Source organism: Rhodococcus sp. O3 (assembly GCF_048897285.1).
GTDB lineage: Bacteria > Actinomycetota > Actinomycetes > Mycobacteriales > Mycobacteriaceae > Rhodococcus.
In genome coordinates this window covers 15,779-32,028 of record NZ_JBMBTE010000061.1, presented here as the reverse complement: position 1 = coordinate 32,028, position 16,250 = coordinate 15,779, and the positions used below count along the sequence as shown (strand labels likewise).

At 69.4% G+C, this 16,250-nt stretch carries 18 protein-coding genes, 1 tRNA gene and 1 pseudogene; 11 read left to right on the top strand and 9 right to left on the bottom strand.

What is annotated here, in order from left to right; genetic code table 11:
• Positions 1-57: 57 nt before the first annotated feature.
• Positions 58-140, bottom strand: a tRNA-Tyr gene (locus tag ACN675_RS17615).
• A gap of 149 nt (positions 141-289) precedes the next feature.
• On the opposite strand from ACN675_RS17615, the gene ACN675_RS17610 reads away from it, so the two are divergent.
• The gene (locus ACN675_RS17610) at positions 290-781 is read left to right on the top strand and encodes a YajQ family cyclic di-GMP-binding protein (RefSeq protein WP_420752064.1); all 492 of its coding nucleotides are present in this window, start codon (positions 290-292) and stop codon (positions 779-781) included.
• 120 nt (positions 782-901) lie between these two features.
• Here ACN675_RS17610 and htpX read toward each other — a convergent pair whose 3' ends face one another.
• Positions 902-1,762, bottom strand: coding sequence for a zinc metalloprotease HtpX (gene htpX, locus ACN675_RS17605; protein ID WP_420752063.1), 861 nt, complete (start codon positions 1,760-1,762; stop codon positions 902-904).
• A 104-nt stretch (positions 1,763-1,866) separates the two neighbouring features.
• Positions 1,867-2,913, bottom strand: coding sequence for a polyprenyl synthetase family protein (locus tag ACN675_RS17600; RefSeq protein ID WP_420752062.1), 1,047 nt, complete (start codon positions 2,911-2,913; stop codon positions 1,867-1,869).
• Between the two features lie 112 nt (positions 2,914-3,025).
• Here ACN675_RS17600 and ACN675_RS17595 point away from each other — a divergent pair, with 112 nt between their 5' ends.
• Positions 3,026-4,297 (top strand): geranylgeranyl reductase family protein, encoded by a 1,272-nt coding sequence (locus tag ACN675_RS17595; RefSeq protein ID WP_420752061.1) that lies wholly within the window; start codon positions 3,026-3,028, stop codon positions 4,295-4,297.
• A 40-nt stretch (positions 4,298-4,337) separates the two neighbouring features.
• Here ACN675_RS17595 and ACN675_RS17590 read toward each other — a convergent pair whose 3' ends face one another.
• From ACN675_RS17590 to menD, 3 genes are read right to left on the bottom strand one after another with little or no spacing between them, the layout of a single operon-like run.
• Positions 4,338-5,036, bottom strand: coding sequence for a demethylmenaquinone methyltransferase (locus ACN675_RS17590; RefSeq protein WP_420752060.1), 699 nt, complete (start codon positions 5,034-5,036; stop codon positions 4,338-4,340).
• A 60-nt stretch (positions 5,037-5,096) separates the two neighbouring features.
• On the bottom strand, positions 5,097-5,537 hold the full coding sequence (locus ACN675_RS17585) for a DUF3592 domain-containing protein (protein WP_420752059.1): 441 nt from the start codon (positions 5,535-5,537) through the stop codon (positions 5,097-5,099).
• A gap of 10 nt (positions 5,538-5,547) precedes the next feature.
• The gene (gene menD / locus ACN675_RS17580) at positions 5,548-7,167 is read right to left on the bottom strand and encodes a 2-succinyl-5-enolpyruvyl-6-hydroxy-3-cyclohexene-1-carboxylic-acid synthase (RefSeq protein WP_420752058.1); all 1,620 of its coding nucleotides are present in this window, start codon (positions 7,165-7,167) and stop codon (positions 5,548-5,550) included.
• Positions 7,168-7,271: 104 nt separating this feature from the next.
• Here menD and ACN675_RS17575 point away from each other — a divergent pair, with 104 nt between their 5' ends.
• Genes ACN675_RS17575 through ACN675_RS17565 form a run of 3 tightly spaced genes read left to right on the top strand, consistent with a single transcriptional unit; the run spans position 7,272 to position 9,890 of the window.
• A complete protein-coding gene (locus ACN675_RS17575) occupies positions 7,272-7,862 on the top strand; it encodes a flavin reductase family protein (protein ID WP_420752057.1) in 591 nt (196 codons plus the stop codon).
• A 25-nt stretch (positions 7,863-7,887) separates the two neighbouring features.
• Positions 7,888-8,991: a VanZ family protein gene (locus tag ACN675_RS17570; protein WP_420752056.1), complete on the top strand. Its 1,104-nt coding sequence runs from the start codon at positions 7,888-7,890 to the stop codon at positions 8,989-8,991.
• A gap of 41 nt (positions 8,992-9,032) precedes the next feature.
• Entirely contained in the window at positions 9,033-9,890 is an 858-nt protein-coding gene (locus tag ACN675_RS17565) for a siderophore-interacting protein (RefSeq protein ID WP_420752055.1), read from the top strand.
• Between the two features lie 91 nt (positions 9,891-9,981).
• Here the strand turns inward: ACN675_RS17565 and ACN675_RS17560 are convergent, their stop codons facing one another.
• The 3 genes from ACN675_RS17560 to ACN675_RS17550 form a co-directional block, all read right to left on the bottom strand.
• Positions 9,982-10,422 (bottom strand): DUF6918 family protein, encoded by a 441-nt coding sequence (locus ACN675_RS17560; protein WP_420752066.1) that lies wholly within the window; start codon positions 10,420-10,422, stop codon positions 9,982-9,984.
• A gap of 85 nt (positions 10,423-10,507) precedes the next feature.
• The gene (locus ACN675_RS17555) at positions 10,508-11,425 is read right to left on the bottom strand and encodes an o-succinylbenzoate synthase (protein ID WP_420752065.1); all 918 of its coding nucleotides are present in this window, start codon (positions 11,423-11,425) and stop codon (positions 10,508-10,510) included.
• A gap of 77 nt (positions 11,426-11,502) precedes the next feature.
• The gene (locus ACN675_RS17550) at positions 11,503-12,141 is read right to left on the bottom strand and encodes a PaaI family thioesterase (protein ID WP_420752054.1); all 639 of its coding nucleotides are present in this window, start codon (positions 12,139-12,141) and stop codon (positions 11,503-11,505) included.
• 64 nt (positions 12,142-12,205) lie between these two features.
• Between ACN675_RS17550 and ACN675_RS17545 the strand changes: the two genes are divergently transcribed.
• From ACN675_RS17545 to ACN675_RS17520, 6 genes and pseudogenes are all read left to right on the top strand, one after another.
• A complete protein-coding gene (locus ACN675_RS17545; RefSeq protein ID WP_197250554.1) occupies positions 12,206-13,099 on the top strand; it encodes a 1,4-dihydroxy-2-naphthoyl-CoA synthase in 894 nt (297 codons plus the stop codon).
• Between the two features lie 104 nt (positions 13,100-13,203).
• Entirely contained in the window at positions 13,204-13,650 is a 447-nt protein-coding gene (locus ACN675_RS17540) for a hypothetical protein (protein ID WP_420752053.1), read from the top strand.
• Positions 13,651-13,667: 17 nt separating this feature from the next.
• Positions 13,668-14,048 carry a VOC family protein gene (locus tag ACN675_RS17535; protein WP_420752052.1) on the top strand — a complete coding sequence of 127 codons (381 nt, stop codon included), beginning with the start codon at positions 13,668-13,670 and terminating at the stop codon, positions 14,046-14,048.
• A gap of 214 nt (positions 14,049-14,262) precedes the next feature.
• Positions 14,263-15,462, top strand: a complete 1,200-nt coding sequence (locus ACN675_RS17530; protein ID WP_420752051.1) for an inorganic phosphate transporter — start codon at positions 14,263-14,265, stop codon at positions 15,460-15,462.
• Positions 15,459-15,722 carry a hypothetical protein gene (locus tag ACN675_RS17525; protein ID WP_420752050.1) on the top strand — a complete coding sequence of 88 codons (264 nt, stop codon included), beginning with the start codon at positions 15,459-15,461 and terminating at the stop codon, positions 15,720-15,722. The genes ACN675_RS17530 and ACN675_RS17525 overlap by 4 nt, the downstream gene beginning before the upstream one ends.
• A gap of 23 nt (positions 15,723-15,745) precedes the next feature.
• Positions 15,746-16,054, top strand: a pseudogene (locus tag ACN675_RS17520) (DUF3349 domain-containing protein); the annotation flags it as partial.
• Between the last annotated feature and the right edge of the window lie 196 nt (positions 16,055-16,250).

Genomic DNA, 16,250 nt, shown 5'->3' with positions numbered 1-16,250 from the left:
GGAAACGACCCGGAAATGCAGAACGGCCCCGATCCGTGAAGATCGGGGCCGTTCCGGTGGCAGGTGTAGGATTCGAACCTACGTAGGCGTAAGCCGACGGATTTACAGTCCGCTCCCATTGGCCGCTCGGGCAACCTGCCTGGTGTGCGATCCGGGACCGTGTCCCTGACGCGTTGGAAGAATACAACGCACACCCCCCTGGAATGCAAACCGGGTGGATACGGGGGGTTACGACCCGATAGCGTCGGCATGGAACCTGTACAGAACTCGATCCGAAGTGGAGTGCCTCGTGGCTGATTCGTCGTTCGATGTGGTGAGCAAGGTCGACCGGCAGGAGGTGGACAACGCGCTGAACCAGGCCGCGAAGGAAATCGCGACCCGCTTCGACTTCCGCAACACCGACGCCTCGATCGAATGGTCCGGTGACGAGTCCATCACCCTTACCGCGAACACCGAGGACCGTTTGCTCGCCGCCCTCGACGTGTTCAAGGAGAAACTGATCCGCCGCGACCTGTCGCTCAAGTCGTTCGACGCGGGCGAGCCGACGCAGTCCGGCAAGGTCTACAAGTTGACCGGCACCCTGGTGCAGGGCATCAGCCAGGAGAACGCGAAGAAGATCTCCAAGCTGATCCGCGACGAGGGCCCGAAGGGCATCAAAGCGCAGATCCAGGGCGACGAACTGCGCGTCTCCGGCAAGAAGCGCGACGACCTGCAGGCCGTGATCGCGCTGCTCAAGAACGCCGACCTGGACGTGGCCCTGCAGTTCGTCAACTACCGCTAGGGCGTGTCTCCTGATCCTTCTCGGGTGCGCCGAAATGGGGATTGGGAGATATGCCCTGGGCCCTGTACCGGGCACACACACAGCCCGGTCGCCGTACGCGGCCTGCGCTGGCTCCGACCGTCAGCGCAGGCCGGCCAGGCGCTCGAGACGCTCGATCCGGTCCGCCATCGGCGGGTGCGTCGAGAACAGCCGGCCGACCTTCTCGCCCGTCCGGAACGGGTTGGCGATCATCATGTGCGACTGCGCCGCGATGCGCGGTTCCGGCGGCAGCGGAGCCGCCTGGGTGCCGCGTTCGAGCTTGCGCAGGGCCGACGCCAACGCCAGCGGATCGCCGGTCAGCTCGGCGCCCGACTGGTCGGCCTGATACTCCCGCGACCGGGACACCGCCAGCTTGACCACCGTCGCCGCGATCGGGCCCAGCAGCGACACCAGCAGCAGCGCAAAGGGATTCGCGCCGTCCCGGTTCCCGCCGAAGGCGCCCGCGAACATCGCGAAGTTCGCCAGACCCGAGATCACCGCGGCCATCGCCCCCGCCACCGACGAGATCAGGATGTCCCGGTTGTAGACGTGGGAGAGCTCGTGCCCGAGCACCGCCCGCAGCTCCCGTTCGTTGAGGATGTCCAGGATCCCGCTCGTGCAGCACACTGCCGCATGCCGCGGATTGCGGCCGGTCGCAAAGGCATTGGGAGCATTGGTGGGGCTGACGTACAGGCGCGGCATCGGCTGGTGCGCCGTCGTCGCGAGTTCCCGCACGATCCGGTAGATCACCGGGGCCTGCACCTCGGTGATCGGCTGCGCGTGCATCGCCTTCAGCGCCAGCTTGTCGCTGTTGAAGTAGGCGTACGCGTTCATGCCCACGGCGAAGACGATGGACAGGATCAGGATCGTCGGGTTGCGGAACAGGGATCCGATGAACACGATCAGCGCCGACATACCGATCAACAGCACGGCCGTCTTCATACCGTTCGCATACCCGTGCACCTGGCACCCCTTCCCGAGCACAGACCCCTGTGCCGTTCAACGACCCTGTGTCGTTCAACGAACCGGGGCACGCACCGGGTTCCCGGGGAGTGGACCCCGCCGAATTATCCGACCCGGGCGATCGTGTAGTCCACCAAACGGGACAAAGCGTCGTTCGCCGGACCCTGCGGGAGCGCCGCCAGTTCGGCGTGCGCGCGATCCGCGTACTCCGCCAGCGTGCGCTTGGCCGCCGCCATGCCCGGCGAACGCACGAGCAGCTCGAGAGCCTCGGCGACGAGATCCTCGTCGCTCACGGGTCCGACGAGAATCTCCCGCAGACGATCCGCGTCCGGCCCGGACTCCCGCAGCGCGTACAGCACCGGCAGGGTGTGCACGCCCTCGCGCAGGTCGGTTCCCGGGGTCTTGCCGGACTCGGTGGACACCGACGCGATGTCGATGATGTCGTCGGCGATCTGGAAGGCCGTGCCTACCGCATCCCCCAGCCGCTCGAGCCTGGCGATGTGCTCGGCATCGGCACCGGAGAAGGTGCCCCCGAAGCGACCGCACGCCGCGATGAGCGACCCCGTCTTCTCCCACACCACCCGCAGGTAGTGCTCGATCGGGTCCTGTTCCTGCCGCGCCCCGATCGTCTCGCGCATCTGCCCCGTCACCAGTTCGGCGAACGTCTCGGCGATGATCTGCACGGCGGACGGCCCCAGCGTCGACACCAGCCGCGACGCGTGCGCGAACAGGTAGTCGCCCGCGAGAATCGCGATGCTGTTGCCCCAGCGGGCGTTCGCGCTCGGCGCGCCCCGGCGCATCGCCGCCTCGTCCATCACGTCGTCGTGGTACAGCGTCGCCAGGTGCACGAGCTCAACGACCGTCGCCGCCGTCACCAGCGACGGATCCGTCGGATTCCGCCCGAGCTGACCGGTCAGCACCGTGAACAGCGGGCGGAAACGCTTACCGCCCGCCTTCGCCAGATGCAGTGCTGCCTCGGTCAGGAAGTCTTCGCCGTCGGACAGTTCCTGCACGAGCAGTTCCTCGACCCGGACGAGTCCGTCCCGCACGGTGGCCGCCAGGTCCGGATCGCCGAGATCGACCCCGGCCACCACGGTTCCCGACACCGAGCCGGACGAACCGGCGGTCTGCGCCGCCCCCTCAGTGCTCACGATGAAGTACCCATCCTGTTCTGTCGCCTCGGCTCCACCGTAGTGAACCTAGCCGTTCCCCCGGTCGGCCACCTCGTCGAGGCACCGAACCTACACCTGACAAGATGGGCACGTGGTGGAACAACCCTCCGCGCGCGCGTCGCGCCAGGCCGACAATGCCCTGCCCGAAAGCACCGATGTCCTCGTCATCGGTGCTGGTCCCGCCGGTTCGTCCGCTGCAGCCTGGGCGGCCCGGAAGGGACACGACGTGCTGCTTGTCGACGCGGCGACCTTCCCGCGCGACAAGACGTGCGGCGACGGCCTGACCCCGCGCGCCGTCGCCGAACTCGATCGCCTCGGGCTCGGCGACTGGCTGCGCACCCACACCGTCAACCGCGGCCTGCGCCTCGAAGGGTTCGGGCAGCGCCTCGAACTGCCGTGGCCGGACGGCTCGTTCCCCACCCAGGGCAGCGCGGTCCCGCGCACCGAACTCGACGACCGCATCCGCCGCGCCGCCGTCGAAGCCGGGGCGCACATGGTCGACGGCGCGAAGGCCGTCTCGGTCGACCGCGACGGCGACCGCATCACCGCCGTGACGATGCGCACGTCCGCCGGACTGCGGACCGTCGCATGCCGGCGCCTCGTCGTCGCGGACGGCGTCCGCTCCCCGCTGGGCAAGATCCTCGGCCGGACCTGGCACCGCGACACCGCCTACGGCGTCGCGGCCCGCGCCTACGCCGCATCCCCGCGCAGCGACGACCCGTGGATCACCTCGCACCTCGAACTGCGCGATCCCTCCGGCGCCCTGCAGCCCGGATACGGCTGGGTCTTCCCGCTCGGAACCGGCGAGGTGAACATCGGCGTCGGAACCCTCGCGACGTCGGCACGGCCGGCGTCGGGGTCACTGCGCCCGCTCATCGACCTGTACGCCTCGCAGCGCCGCCCGGAATGGGGCCTCGGCGAGGTGACCCGGGTGGCGTCCGCGCTGCTGCCGATGGGCGGTGCCGTCAGTGGGATCGCCGGACGCAACTGGGCGCTCATCGGTGACGCCGCCGCATGCGTGAACCCGCTCAACGGCGAAGGCATCGACTACGGACTCGAAGGCGGCCGCCTCGTCGCCCGGGTCCTCGACTCCGACGACCTCACCCACCTGTGGCCGGCGCTCCTGCGGGAACGCTACGGACGCGCGTTCTCGGCGGCCCGGCGGCTCGCGGGCCTGCTCACCATCCCGCAGTTCCTGCCCGCGACCGGGCCGATCGCGATGCGCTCACGGGCACTGATGACGGTCGCGGTGCGGGTCATGGGCAACCTCGTCACCGACGCCGACGCCGACCTCGTCGCCCGCGCGTGGCGGACGGGCGGGCGCACCTCGATGCACTGGGACCGGCGGCCCCTGTTCGCCTGAAAGCGGTGGGCAGCGCTCTATCCGAGCGCCGTGCAGCGCTCTAACGGACTGCGCTGTGCAGCGCGACGATCCCACCGGTGAGATTGCGCCACCGCACCGACTTCCACCCTGCCGCCTCGATTCGCAGCGCCAGTTCCCGCTGGTCCGGCCAGGCGCGGATGGACTCGGCCAGGTAGACGTACGCGTCCGGGTTGCTGCTCACCGCGCGGGCCACGCGCGGCAACGCCCGCATGAGGTATTCCATGTACACGGTGCGCAGCGGCTCACGGACCGGTGTGGAGAACTCGGACACCACCAGCCGTCCACCCGGCTTGGTGACCCGCGCGATCTCGCGGAGCCCGGCATCGAAGTCGGAGACGTTCCGCAGTCCGAACGAAATGGTCGCGGCATCGAAGACCGCGTCGGCGAACGGCAGTTTCATGGCATCACCGGCGACCATCGGCACCTGACGGAAACTGCCGGCCTTGAGCATGCCGATCGAGAAATCGGTGGCGACGACCCACGCTCCGGAGCGTCCCAGTTCGACGGTAGACACGCCGGTGCCGGCGGCGAGATCGAGGACCCGCTCCCCCGGCTTCAGATCCAGCGCCGCACGCGTCGCCCGGCGCCATCCGCGGTCCTGCCCGAACGACAGCACCGTGTTGGTCAGGTCGTATCGCTCGGCGACACCGTCGAACATGGACGCGACCTCGCGCGGATCCTTGTCGAGGGACGCACGCGATCCGTGAGTAGTTGCCACGGCCGAAACGTTACCCGCTGGGGCCGACGGCGCAGGCCGCTAGGGCCGACGGCGCAGCCGCTAGGGCCGACGCCGCAGATACAGCAGTACCGGCGTCGCGATCAGCCAGGTGACGACGATCACGGACCCGGCGGGCACGATCGCGACGCGCGCGTCCCGCCCGGTGACGCGGACGAGGTCGGGCTCGCTCCGGGCGTATTCGACGGCGATGCGCTGCCCGACCGTCAGGCCGGTCGGATAGAGCACCCCGAGTTCCGGGTTGTGGGTGACCCCGTCCGGTGTGACGAAGCTGATCGCCGATCGCAGGGAACCGGCCGAGAGCACCTCGGCGGTCGCCGTTCCGGTGTCGGAACCGATGATCCGGTCGTTGCGCCACGCGCCGAGCACGAGGATCACCGCGAGCACCGAGACGGCGATCGCGACGGTGAGCACGGACCGGCGGGCCCGCACGTTGGCGGTGAGGGCGGGAACGGGTGGGGCGACGGGTGGGGTGGCGGTCACGCCCGCGACCTCACAGCTGCGCCCGCACGGCCGCGTGGAGTTCACGCAGTCCGGCGCGGTCGGTCGCGACCTCGAGCACGCGGATGCCGCCGGCGGGAACCGTCGAGTCGGCCAGCGCGGCGGTCAATCCGGGCAGATCGACGCGGGTGTGCGGGACGCGGTAGGCAGCGCACAGCGCGGCCAGATCCATGCCGTGCGGGGTACCGAAGACGCGTTCGAACACCCCTGCGTACTGGGGATCACCCTGTTCGAGCAGCTCGAAGATGCCGCCACCGTCGTCGTTCGCGACGACGATCGTCAGGTCGCGGGGACGCGGTTCGGCGGTGCCGATCAGCAGACCGGACGCGTCGTGCAGGAACGTCAGGTCGCCGAGCAGCGCGACCGTGCGGCCGTCCTCGTAGGCGAGGGCGGCACCGACCGCGGTGGAGACGGTTCCGTCGATTCCGGCGACCCCGCGGTTCGACAGCACGGTCACGCCCTGTTTCGGGTAGCTCACGAGAGCGGCGTCGCGTACCGGGTTCGACGCGCCGAGCAGGAGCTGGTCGCCGGGGCGCAGGGCGTCGGTGACGGCCGCGGCGACGTGCAGGCCGGTCGCTTTCGGATGCCGGTCGAGCTGGGTGCGCACCGCCTTGTCGGTGTGCGCGGTCAGCCGGCGGCAGCGGTCGAGCCACGCCGGATCGGGAGTGCCGCTCACGACCGCGCGGGTGCCGGTGGCCAGCACGTTGCCGGACACGTCGGGCCAGCGCGGCCCGGTGGTGAGTGCGTACACCTGGACGGACGGGTCCGCGAGCAGCTTCGACACGGGCCGGTGCAGCGTCGGCCGGCCGGTGACGACGGCCTTGCGGGGCTGGAGCTGCGGCAGGGCCATCGGATGGACCGGGATGCCGTGCATCGGCGCGGTGGGTTCGGCGATGGTGGGCAACCCCGCCAGTTCCGGCCGGTACGCCGAGCCGTGACCGGAGATCACGACGGTGTCGTCGGTGACATCGAGTTCGAGCGGCACGTCGAGGGTGGCGTGCGTCGTCGTGGTCCATGCGCTTCCGTCGGCGCGACCTTCCGGCACCGGCCCCTGCGCGTGCACGTCGGGCACGAGCGGTTCGCGCAGTGGAATGTCGAAGTGCACGGGACCGGCGTTGCCGGAGCGGGTGCCGCGCGCGGCGGCGAGGACGCGGCTGACCGCCGACCGCCATTGACTGTTCTGCTCGAGTCCCTCGGCCAGGCCCAGGCTGATCGTCGCCCTGACCTGGCTGCCGAACAGTCCGAGCTGCTCGACGGTCTGGTTGGCGCCGGAACCGAGCAGCTCGTACGGCCGGTTCGCGCTGAGCACGACGAGCGGCACGCGGGCATAGTTCGCTTCGAGAACGGCCGGCCCGAGGTTCGCGACCGCGGTACCGGACGTCATGACGACCGGCACGGGCCGGCCGGACGCGAGCGAGAGGCCGATGGCGAGGAACCCGGCGGTGCGTTCGTCGATTCGCATGTGCAGTCGCAGCCGGCCGGCTGTGTCTGCCGCCTGCAACGCGAACGCGAGCGGCGCGTTGCGCGAGCCCGGGCACAGGACAACGTCGCGAACACCGCCTCGGGCGAGTTCGTCGACGACTGCGGTGGCCTGGGCGGTGGACGGATTCACGGCGTCCAGCGTAGTTCGGCGTTCGCTGCAGACAGCCGTTCCCCCGGTCGATCGGGAGGGGTGTCACAGTACGAATGTGCGCAGAGCCCGGCGAGAATGGGCGCATGCGCACAGTCTTCGAGCCCGCCGAGCTCAGCCCCGGTCGCTTCTACCGGCTTCTCACGGCGACGGTCGTACCGCGTCCGATCGCGTGGGTGTCGACGGTCTCGGCCGACGGTGTGGCCAACGTCGCGCCCTACAGTTTCTTCACGGTCGCGAGCGTCGCGCCGCCGGTCGTGCAGTTCACGTCGGTGGGGCGCAAGGACAGTGTCCGCAACATCGACGAGACCGGCGAGTTCGTGATCAACATCGCGACCGTGCCGTTGATGGAGCAGGTCAACGCGACCTCGGCCGGGTTCGCGCACGACGTCGACGAGTTCGCGCAGGTGGGTCTGCGGGCCGAATGCAGCGAGCGGGTGCATCCGCCGCGGGTCGCCGAGTCCCCCGCCTCGATCGAGTGCACGCTGCACCGGATTATCGAGGTCGGCGACTGCTTCGTGGTGATGGGTGACGTGGTGGCCGTCACGGTGCGCCCCGACGTCCTCGCCGACGACGGGGCACCGGATTTCGCCGCGCTCGCTCCGGCCAGCCGTCTCGGCCGCACCGAATGGGGATTGACACCACAGGTCCGTACGCTCGAGCGTCCGGAGTTCTGATCGCCCCGGGTGGCACACTCCGGACGTGGACAATCGCGTCGTACTCGGTGTCATCGCAATCTTCGCCGGCATGATCGCCGGTGCGGCGCTGTTCGTGCCGTTCGTCGCGGTGAGCTATCGCCGCCAGGGCAGGCTCTCGGTCGGACGGCTGGCGATGTGGGTGGCCGCCCTGGTCTATTTCTGGGCGCTGTGGGCCTACACCCTGCTGCCGCTGCCCGACCCGCAGACGCTGGTGTGCGCCGGGACCAACACGGACCTCTTCGCGTCGGTCGACGATCTGAGGGGCGCGTGGTCGGACGCCGGGGGCCGTCCCACCGCCCTTCTCGGTGACGCGGCATTCCTCCAGTTGGCCCTGAACGTCCTGTTGTTCGTCCCCCTCGGCTTCCTCGTCCGGATACTCGGGGGACGCGGAATCGTGGTGGCGGCCGCGCTCGGGTTCGCGACGTCCCTGTTCGTCGAACTCACCCAGCTGACCGGGATGTGGGGTGCGTACGACTGCGCGTACCGGGTGTTCGACGTCGACGATCTGCTCACGAACACCGTCGGTGCGGTGCTGGGTTCGCTGCTGGCTCTCGCGGTTCCGCGCGGGCTCGCGGGCCGGTCCGGCGACGCCGATCCGGGGGAACCGCGCCCGGTCACCGTCCCGCGCCGGTTGCTGGCGATGGCGTGCGACTGGATCGGCTACATGCTGACGACCTTCACGGTGGCGGTCGCGGTGAGGGTGTACCTGATCTACCTGGCCGACGATCGGGCGACCGCCGTCGACGGGCCGGTGTCGACGATCATCGGCGGTGGCGTCGCTCTCGCGGTGTGGTTGCTCGCCATCCTCGTCACCGGCGCCTCCCCCGGCGATCACGTGGTGCGGCTGCGGTACACGGGCGGGTCGATGCCCGTGGCGTTGTCGCGTCTGCTCCGGTTCCTCGGCGGCATCGGCGGGTACGGCCTGCTCGACCTGCTCCCCGAGCGGTGGAGCGGCCTGGTCACCGCGTTCGCGTGCGTCGCGGTCCTGGCGGCGGTGTTCACCCGCAACGGCCGCGGTCTGCCGGGCGTGCTGACCGGGCAGGAGCTCGTGGACAGTCGCGCACCCGAACGGTCGCCGGTCGACATCGGTCAGGTCGACAGACGTTAGGTCGACATAGGTTAGGCTCGGCTGGCTTCCAGGAGGTGGACATGGCCGATCGAGCCCGGACCGCGGCACGCAGGACCTCGAAGTTCCTCAAACCGGCCACGCGCGAACTCGTGCGCGCCCGGGTGCTGGCGTCCGAGCGGATCAGCCCGTCGTTCGTCCGCGTCACCGTCGGCGGGGAACGCCTCTCGAGCATCGCCCCGATGGGGTTCGACCAGTGGTTCCGCATGCTCTTCCCGGACGCCGGGCAGAGCGAACTGCACCTGCCGATCGCGGACGACGACCAGTGGTGGCCGGGGCTCCAGGCCATGCCCGCCGACATCCGCCCGCTGCTGCGCAACTACACGATCCGCCGCTACCGCACGGCCGGTGCGGGACGGTTCGGGGACACCGCGGAGATCGACATCGACTTCGCCTTGCACGGGGATCTGGGCCCGGCGTCGGTGTGGGCCGACACCGTCCGGCCCGGCGACGAGCTGGCGCTGCTCGACGAGGGCCTCATCTATCAGCCGATTCCCGATGCGCGGTGGCAGCTTCTCGCGGGCGACGAGAGCGCCCTGCCCGCGCTGGCGGGGATCCTGGATTCGGCGGAGTTCGACATGCCGGTCGAGGTGTTCGTGGAGGTCGCCGATCCGGACGACGTCACGGCACAGAATCTGCGGACCGGTCCCCACGTGCGGGTGCACACGGTCGTGCGGCCGGATCCGGACACTCGCCCGGGCACCGCGGTGATCGAGGCGGTTCGGGCGGCGGATCTGCCGGACGGGCCCGGCTATGCGTTCGTGGCCGGCGAATCGGACCTGGCCACGGGTGTGCGGCGGCACCTGGTACGCGACTGCGGACTACCGAAGTCGTCGGTGACCTTCACCGGTTACTGGAACCACGGCGCGGCCGCCTACTAGTTACCGGCGCTCCTGCCGGTTACCGATGAAGGGATGATGCCTTCCCGGGCCCGTCCCCGCCCCGGGACCGGAAAGGCATCTACTGCTCAGCTCAGCCGGCGTGCTTCTGGATGAGCGCACCCAGGCGCGGCAGCGCCTCGGCGACGTGCTTCTGTGCCGATCCGCGCAGCGAGTCGTACACCTTCTTGACGGCGGTCTTCGACGAGCCGGCGATGCGCTCGTCCGTCACGCCCAGGAGCGCGTTCGAGACCTCGTCCTCGCGGGCGACGAGGAAGTCGGCGAACGATCCGTTGCCGCCGAACTCGTTCCAGAACGGCTGGATCTTCTCGACGAACTCGGGCAGCAGCCCTTCGATCGCGCCCGGCACGATCGACGGTCCCACCTTCTTCACCGCGGCGTATCCACCCTTGAGGGCGAGACCCGAGGCGCCCTTCTTGTCCGAGACCTCGGCATCGATCAGAGCCTCGACATCGGAGATGACTGCCGGGAACTTGTCGGCGCCGAGCAGAGCATCACCCAGAGCTGCAACCACTTTCACTGCCTCCATACATGGGACTTGTGTGACCATTGGGACGCCCGAACGATATACGACCCGGGAGCTGCAACATACTCCCGAGTTACCCGAGGAGCGCGTGGCAGCGCCGGAGCCGGTCCGTCCACCACCGGACCCGCTCGCCGGAAGCCCTCACCTCGGCAAGCCGGGCCGGGTCAGGGGTGATCGCGCCGACCGGGATCACCCCGTCGGCCATCGTCCTCGCCGGTGCCACATCGGCTGTGAAAAAGTTACCGGTGCCCAGGCCACAGGCGTACGGCAGGTCCGGCAGCGCCGCAGCGGCGGCCAGTCCCGAGCCCATGCCGACCGCGGAATCGAGCGCGCTCGACACCACGACAGGCACTCCGTGCTCGGCCAGTTCGGCGGCGAGGGCCAGCAGCCGCCGGGCGCCGCCGAGCGGTGCGACCTTCACCACAGCGACGTCGGCGCCACCCGCGCGCACCACCCGCAACGGATCCTCGGCCCGCCGGATGCTCTCGTCCGCCGCGACCGGCACATCCGGCAGCCGGCGGCGCAGCTCGACGAGTTCGGGCACGGTGGCGCACGGCTGCTCCGCATACTCCAGCGGCGCGTCCGCGGTGAGGACGGTCAGCGCGGTCACGGCCTCGTCGACCGTCCAGCCGCCGTTCGCGTCGACGCGCACGTTCTCGATCAGCTCGCGGACGGCCCGCACCCGCGCGACGTCCTGCGCGAGGTCCTGACCTTTCTCGGCGACCTTCACCTTCGCGGTGCGCGCCCCGGGAAACCGGGCCAGGATCTCGGGCACGCGGTCCGGGTCGACCGCGGGAACGGTCGCGTTGACGGGCACCGTCGACCGGCGCGGTTCGGGATCGCCGAGCCAGGCGGATTCGATCGCCGACCGCAACCAGTGCGCGGCCTCGTCGTCACCGTATTCGGGAAACGGGCCGAACTCGCCCCAGCCGGCCGGGCCCTGGATCAGCACGACCTCGCGGGTGGTGATCCCCCGGAATCGCACCCGCATCGGCAGCGAGACGACGACCGCGCCGGCGAGAACTTCGTCCAGCGGGGGCAGGTCGAGCGGAGGCAGCACCGGATCGGTCACGGCTGGCCGGGCAGCAACTGGATCATGAGGGCTTCGCAGTCGCACAAGAGCGTGCCGTCGGGTGTGCGCAGCTCCGCGGAGCAGAAGATCTTGCGGCCCTCCACCCGGTCCACCCGGCCCTCGACGACCAACTCGCTCCCGATCGGAGTGATCTTGCGGTAGTTGACGTGCAGATAGCCGGTGCGGGAGATCGGATGTCCGGAAGCGTGCACGACCATGCCGAACAGATCGTCGAACAGCAGTGGGATGACGCCGCCGTGCACGGCGTTGTTCCCCCCGCGGTGGAACAGGCGGAACGTGCCGCGCTCGCGGACGCTTTCGGCGTCGAACTTCTCGATGAGCCACGGCGGCTGCAGTAGGCTCCCGCGGCCGGGCAGCTCCGGATTGAACCCGGCCGGCGATTTACCTTCCGGAACCCGATGCGGCTCGAGGAGGTCGCCGAGAGCCTCGGCCTGCACGATCGCCTGCTCGACCACGTCGTCCGGAGGGTTGGTCGAGACCGCGAGATCCTGCAGGCGCCGCAGTGCTTCGACGAGCCGCCCGTAGTTCGGACCGGCCTTGACGGGCGTGTACACGGGGAACCCGCCGTGGTGTTCGTGTTCCGTGTCCACCGACCGGTCCGTTTGTTCGCTCATATCGAGCACGTTATCGGCCGCCGACGATCGGGTCGTGGCGAACCCCACCCTCTAAGGTGACGACGTGACCTTCAATCCTGAGTTGTGGCGCCCCGTTCCGGGCTTCGAGAACCTCACCGACATCACGTACCACCGGCACATCACGCAGGGCACCGTCCGCGTCGCGTTCGACCGGCCCGAGGTGCGCAACGCGTTCCGCCCGCACACCGTCGACGAGCTGTACCGGACGCTCGACCACGCGCGCATGACGTCGGATGTCGGTGCGGTGCTGCTCACCGGCAACGGTCCGAGCCCGAAGGACGGCGGCTGGGCATTCTGCTCGGGCGGCGACCAGCGCATCCGTGGCCGCAGCGGCTACCAGTACGCGAGCGGCGAGACCGCCGACACCGTGGACAAGGCGCGGGCCGGGCGGCTGCACATCCTCGAGGTGCAGCGGCTGATCCGGTTCATGCCGAAGGTCGTGATCGCGCTGGTCAACGGCTGGGCCGCCGGCGGCGGGCACAGCCTGCACGTCACGTGCGACCTGACGCTCGCCTCCCGTGAGCACGCCCGCTTCAAGCAGACCGACGCCGACGTGGGCAGCTTCGACGGCGGGTACGGCAGCGCCTACCTCGCGAAGCTGGTCGGGCAGAAGTTCGCCCGCGAGATCTTCTTCCTCGGCGACACCTACACCGCCGAGGAGATGCACCAGATGGGCGCGGTGAACCGGGTCGTCGATCACGACGAGCTCGAGAACGTCGCGCTCGAGTGGGCGGCCAAGATCAACGGCAAGTCCCCGCAGGCGCAGCGCATGCTCAAGTACGCGTTCAACCTGCAGGACGACGGACTCGTCGGGCAGCAGTTGTTCGCGGGTGAGGCCACCCGCCTGGCGTACATGACGGACGAGGCCGTCGAAGGTCGCGACAGCTTCCTCGAGAAGCGCGACCCGGATTGGTCGCCATTCCCCTGGTACTTCTGACCTCCTCTCCGGTTGCTCGCCTCCGGACGAGCAACCGGAGAAAGTCGGGCGTTTCGTTCGGCGAATCGGTCGCGAATCCCGGACGGTCCGGCACACTGTGGTCCATGACCGACCGCGAGCGCCCGGCACCCGAACACACCCGCCCGGACGGAGTCGACGACGCGACGATCGAGGCAGTCGGAAAGCTGTCCGAGGCGCTCGAAACCATCGAACAGGCCCGCGGTCACCTCTACGCCTTCCATCAGCTCATGGGCCGCGGTGACCTGCAGGCCGGCGACGCCGCCGATCTCCTCGAGGCCGCCGGGCACGCCGAACTCGCCGAGCGGGTGCGCACCGAACTCGTCGGCCGCAACATCGGCGAGGGGCGGTGGAGTTTCCAGCTCGTCGAGGAGTTCGACGACGGCTACTGGTCGGAGTTCCGGGCTCTGGACGAGGACGTGCGCGGCAAGCTGGTCGGCGGTCGCCGGCACCTGTTCGAGGCCGAGATGAAAGAACAACGACGGACCCACGGCCGGCGAGGTCACGAATCGCGACCCGACTCGCACGAGTGAAGGAAGGAACCCGGAACGTGGAGGTGCTGAGCAGCCGGACGATCCTGCGTCCGCGCGACTACGACGCCGCGCTCGAGTTCTACGGAACCACCCTCGGTCTGGCGATCGCCCGTGAGTACCCGGGCGGCACGGTGTTCTTCGCCGGGCAGGGGCTGATCGAGATCGCGGCGCACGGCGCGTCCGACGAACCGACCCACTTCGCCGGCGCCCTCTGGCTGCAGGTGCGGGACGTGTACGACGCCGAAGCGGAACTCGTTCTGGCCGGCGTCGAGATCGTGCGGGAGGCCAAGCAGGAACCGTGGGGGTTGCACGAACTGTGGATCGCGGACCCCGACGGCATCCCCGTCGTGCTCGTCCAGATTCCGCCGGACCATCCGATCCGTCGCGACACCCGGTAGCGCGCGGGCTGTGTTCAGAAAGCGGGCCGAGAAATCGGGCCGGGGCACCCGAGAAAGTAACGATGAGAACAAGATCACATCGCTCGGGGAGTGACTCCTCCCACACGCTTCGGCCTGCGCCCTCCCGCGACCTCGTGTAACACATTCGAAACGCTTCCCCGTCATCAGAGCTTCGCTGTACTTTTACCTCCCCGCTACAGCAGAATCATGAGATGTGACCGCTGAGCTTGTTGTCCTCCTGGTAGTGGTCGTCACTGCCCTCGCATTCGACTTCACCAACGGATTCCACGACACCGGCAACGCAATGGCCACATCCATCGCCACAGGTGCACTGAAGCCGAAGGTCGCGGTCGCGCTCTCTGCAACCCTCAACCTGGTGGGTGCGTTCCTGTCCGTCGAGGTCGCCGCGACCGTCGCGAAGGGCGTCGTCGATCTGGACAGCACCAGCGGTGAGGAACTCCTCATCATCGTCTTCGCAGGCCTCGTCGGCGGCATCCTCTGGAATCTCGCGACCTGGCTGTTCGGCCTGCCCTCCAGCTCGTCGCACGCCCTGTTCGGCGGCCTGATCGGATCGGCACTCGCGGCCATCGGCATCAACGGCGTCGTGTGGGACGGCGTGCTGGGCAAGGTGATCATCCCCGCGCTGCTCGCGCCGGTGGTCGCTGCCCTCGTCGCAACGGTCGGCACCTGGGCCGTACACCGGCTCACCCACGACATTCCCGAGAACCACCGCACGCGCGGCTTCCGCATCGGCCAGGTCGGGACCGCGTCGCTCGTGTCACTGGCTCACGGCACCAACGACGCCCAGAAGACGATGGGCGTCATCTTCCTCGCGCTGGTGGCCCACGGCACCATCACCGCCGACGCCGAGATGCCGTTCTGGGTGAAGCTCACCTGCGCGGTCGCGATCGCCCTGGGCACCTACCTCGGCGGCTGGCGGATCATCCGCACCCTCGGCAAGGGTCTGGTCGAGATCTCCCCGCCGCAGGGCATGGCCGCGGAGTCCTCCTCGGCCGCGATCATCCTCACGTCCAGCCACTTCGGTCTGCCACTGTCGACCACGCACGTCGCGACCGGCTCGATCCTCGGCACCGGACTCGGTACCAAATCGGCCGACGTCCGCTGGGGTGTCGCCGGGCGCATGGCCGTGGCCTGGCTGATCACGCTGCCGTCGGCCGCCCTGGTCGGCGCGATCTGCTGGGGCATCGCCCACCTGATCGGGGGTCTCCCCGGTGTCCTGGTGGTGTTCGCGATCCTCTGCGCTCTGGCCGGGTTCATGTACCTGCGGTCGCGTAAGCAGCCGATCGACGCCTCCAACGTCACCGCCGAGTGGGACGGCGGGCAGAACGCCGGCGCCCCCACCGTGTCGACGGATCCGGACGCGCGGCCGGCCGGGTCGAAGGGACGCCTGTGAATCTGCTGGTCCACACCTTGAGTTCCCTCTGGCAGGTCGTGCTGGTCGGACTGATCTTCGGTGCCGGTCTTCCGGCACTGTTCGCACTCGGAATGCGCTCGCTGGCGTCGGGCGGTACCGATGAGAACGCCGGTCCTACCCCCATCGGCAAGGCCGGTGCAATTGTCTGCTTCGCTGTGGTTGTGATTGCCATCATTGCGGGAATACTGCTGTTGACTGCCGACTTCCTGTCCAGCAGTTTCGGCATCAACCTGTTCTGATCGCACACCACGAAAGAAGCCCAGTGTCCAAGTATTCGCTCCGCTCGGTCCTCGACTGGCTGCGCGCCGGCTACCCGGAAGGCATTCCGGCCAAGGACCACTTCGCGCTGCTCGCGGTGCTTCGGAGGCGGCTCACCGACGAAGAGATCGCCCAGGTCGTCGAACTGTCCATCGCTACCGCGCACGAACGTCCCGATCGTCACGTCGACTACGACACCCTCAAACAGATCATCGCGGGGGTCCTGCACGAGGAGCCCACGGAAGAGGATGTCGAGCGGGTCACCGCACGCCTCGCCGAAGGCGGATGGCCGGTGACGTCCGGCGAGGACGCCGCCCCCGCCGAGAACGCCGCCCCCGCCGAGAACGCCGCCCCCGCCGAGAACGCCGCCCCCGCCGAGAACGCCGCCTCCACCGGGGGCACCGCCACCGGCGAAGCGATTCCCGCTCCCGACACCGCCGCTCCCGACACCGCCGCGGCAGACGAACCCGCCACCGGCGACGACCCGGCCTCCGACGGCACGGCCCAGA

Coding starts and splice junctions, on each gene's coding strand:
- ACN675_RS17550 (WP_420752054.1), bottom strand. CDS start 12,141: ATGAGCGAACAAACGGACCGGTCGGTGGACACGGAACACGAACACCAC.
- ACN675_RS17540 (WP_420752053.1), top strand. CDS start 13,204: ATGACCGACCGCGAGCGCCCGGCACCCGAACACACCCGCCCGGACGGA.
- ACN675_RS17575 (WP_420752057.1), top strand. CDS start 7,272: ATGCGCACAGTCTTCGAGCCCGCCGAGCTCAGCCCCGGTCGCTTCTAC.
- ACN675_RS17565 (WP_420752055.1), top strand. CDS start 9,033: ATGGCCGATCGAGCCCGGACCGCGGCACGCAGGACCTCGAAGTTCCTC.
- ACN675_RS17555 (WP_420752065.1), bottom strand. CDS start 11,425: ATGCGGGTGCGATTCCGGGGGATCACCACCCGCGAGGTCGTGCTGATC.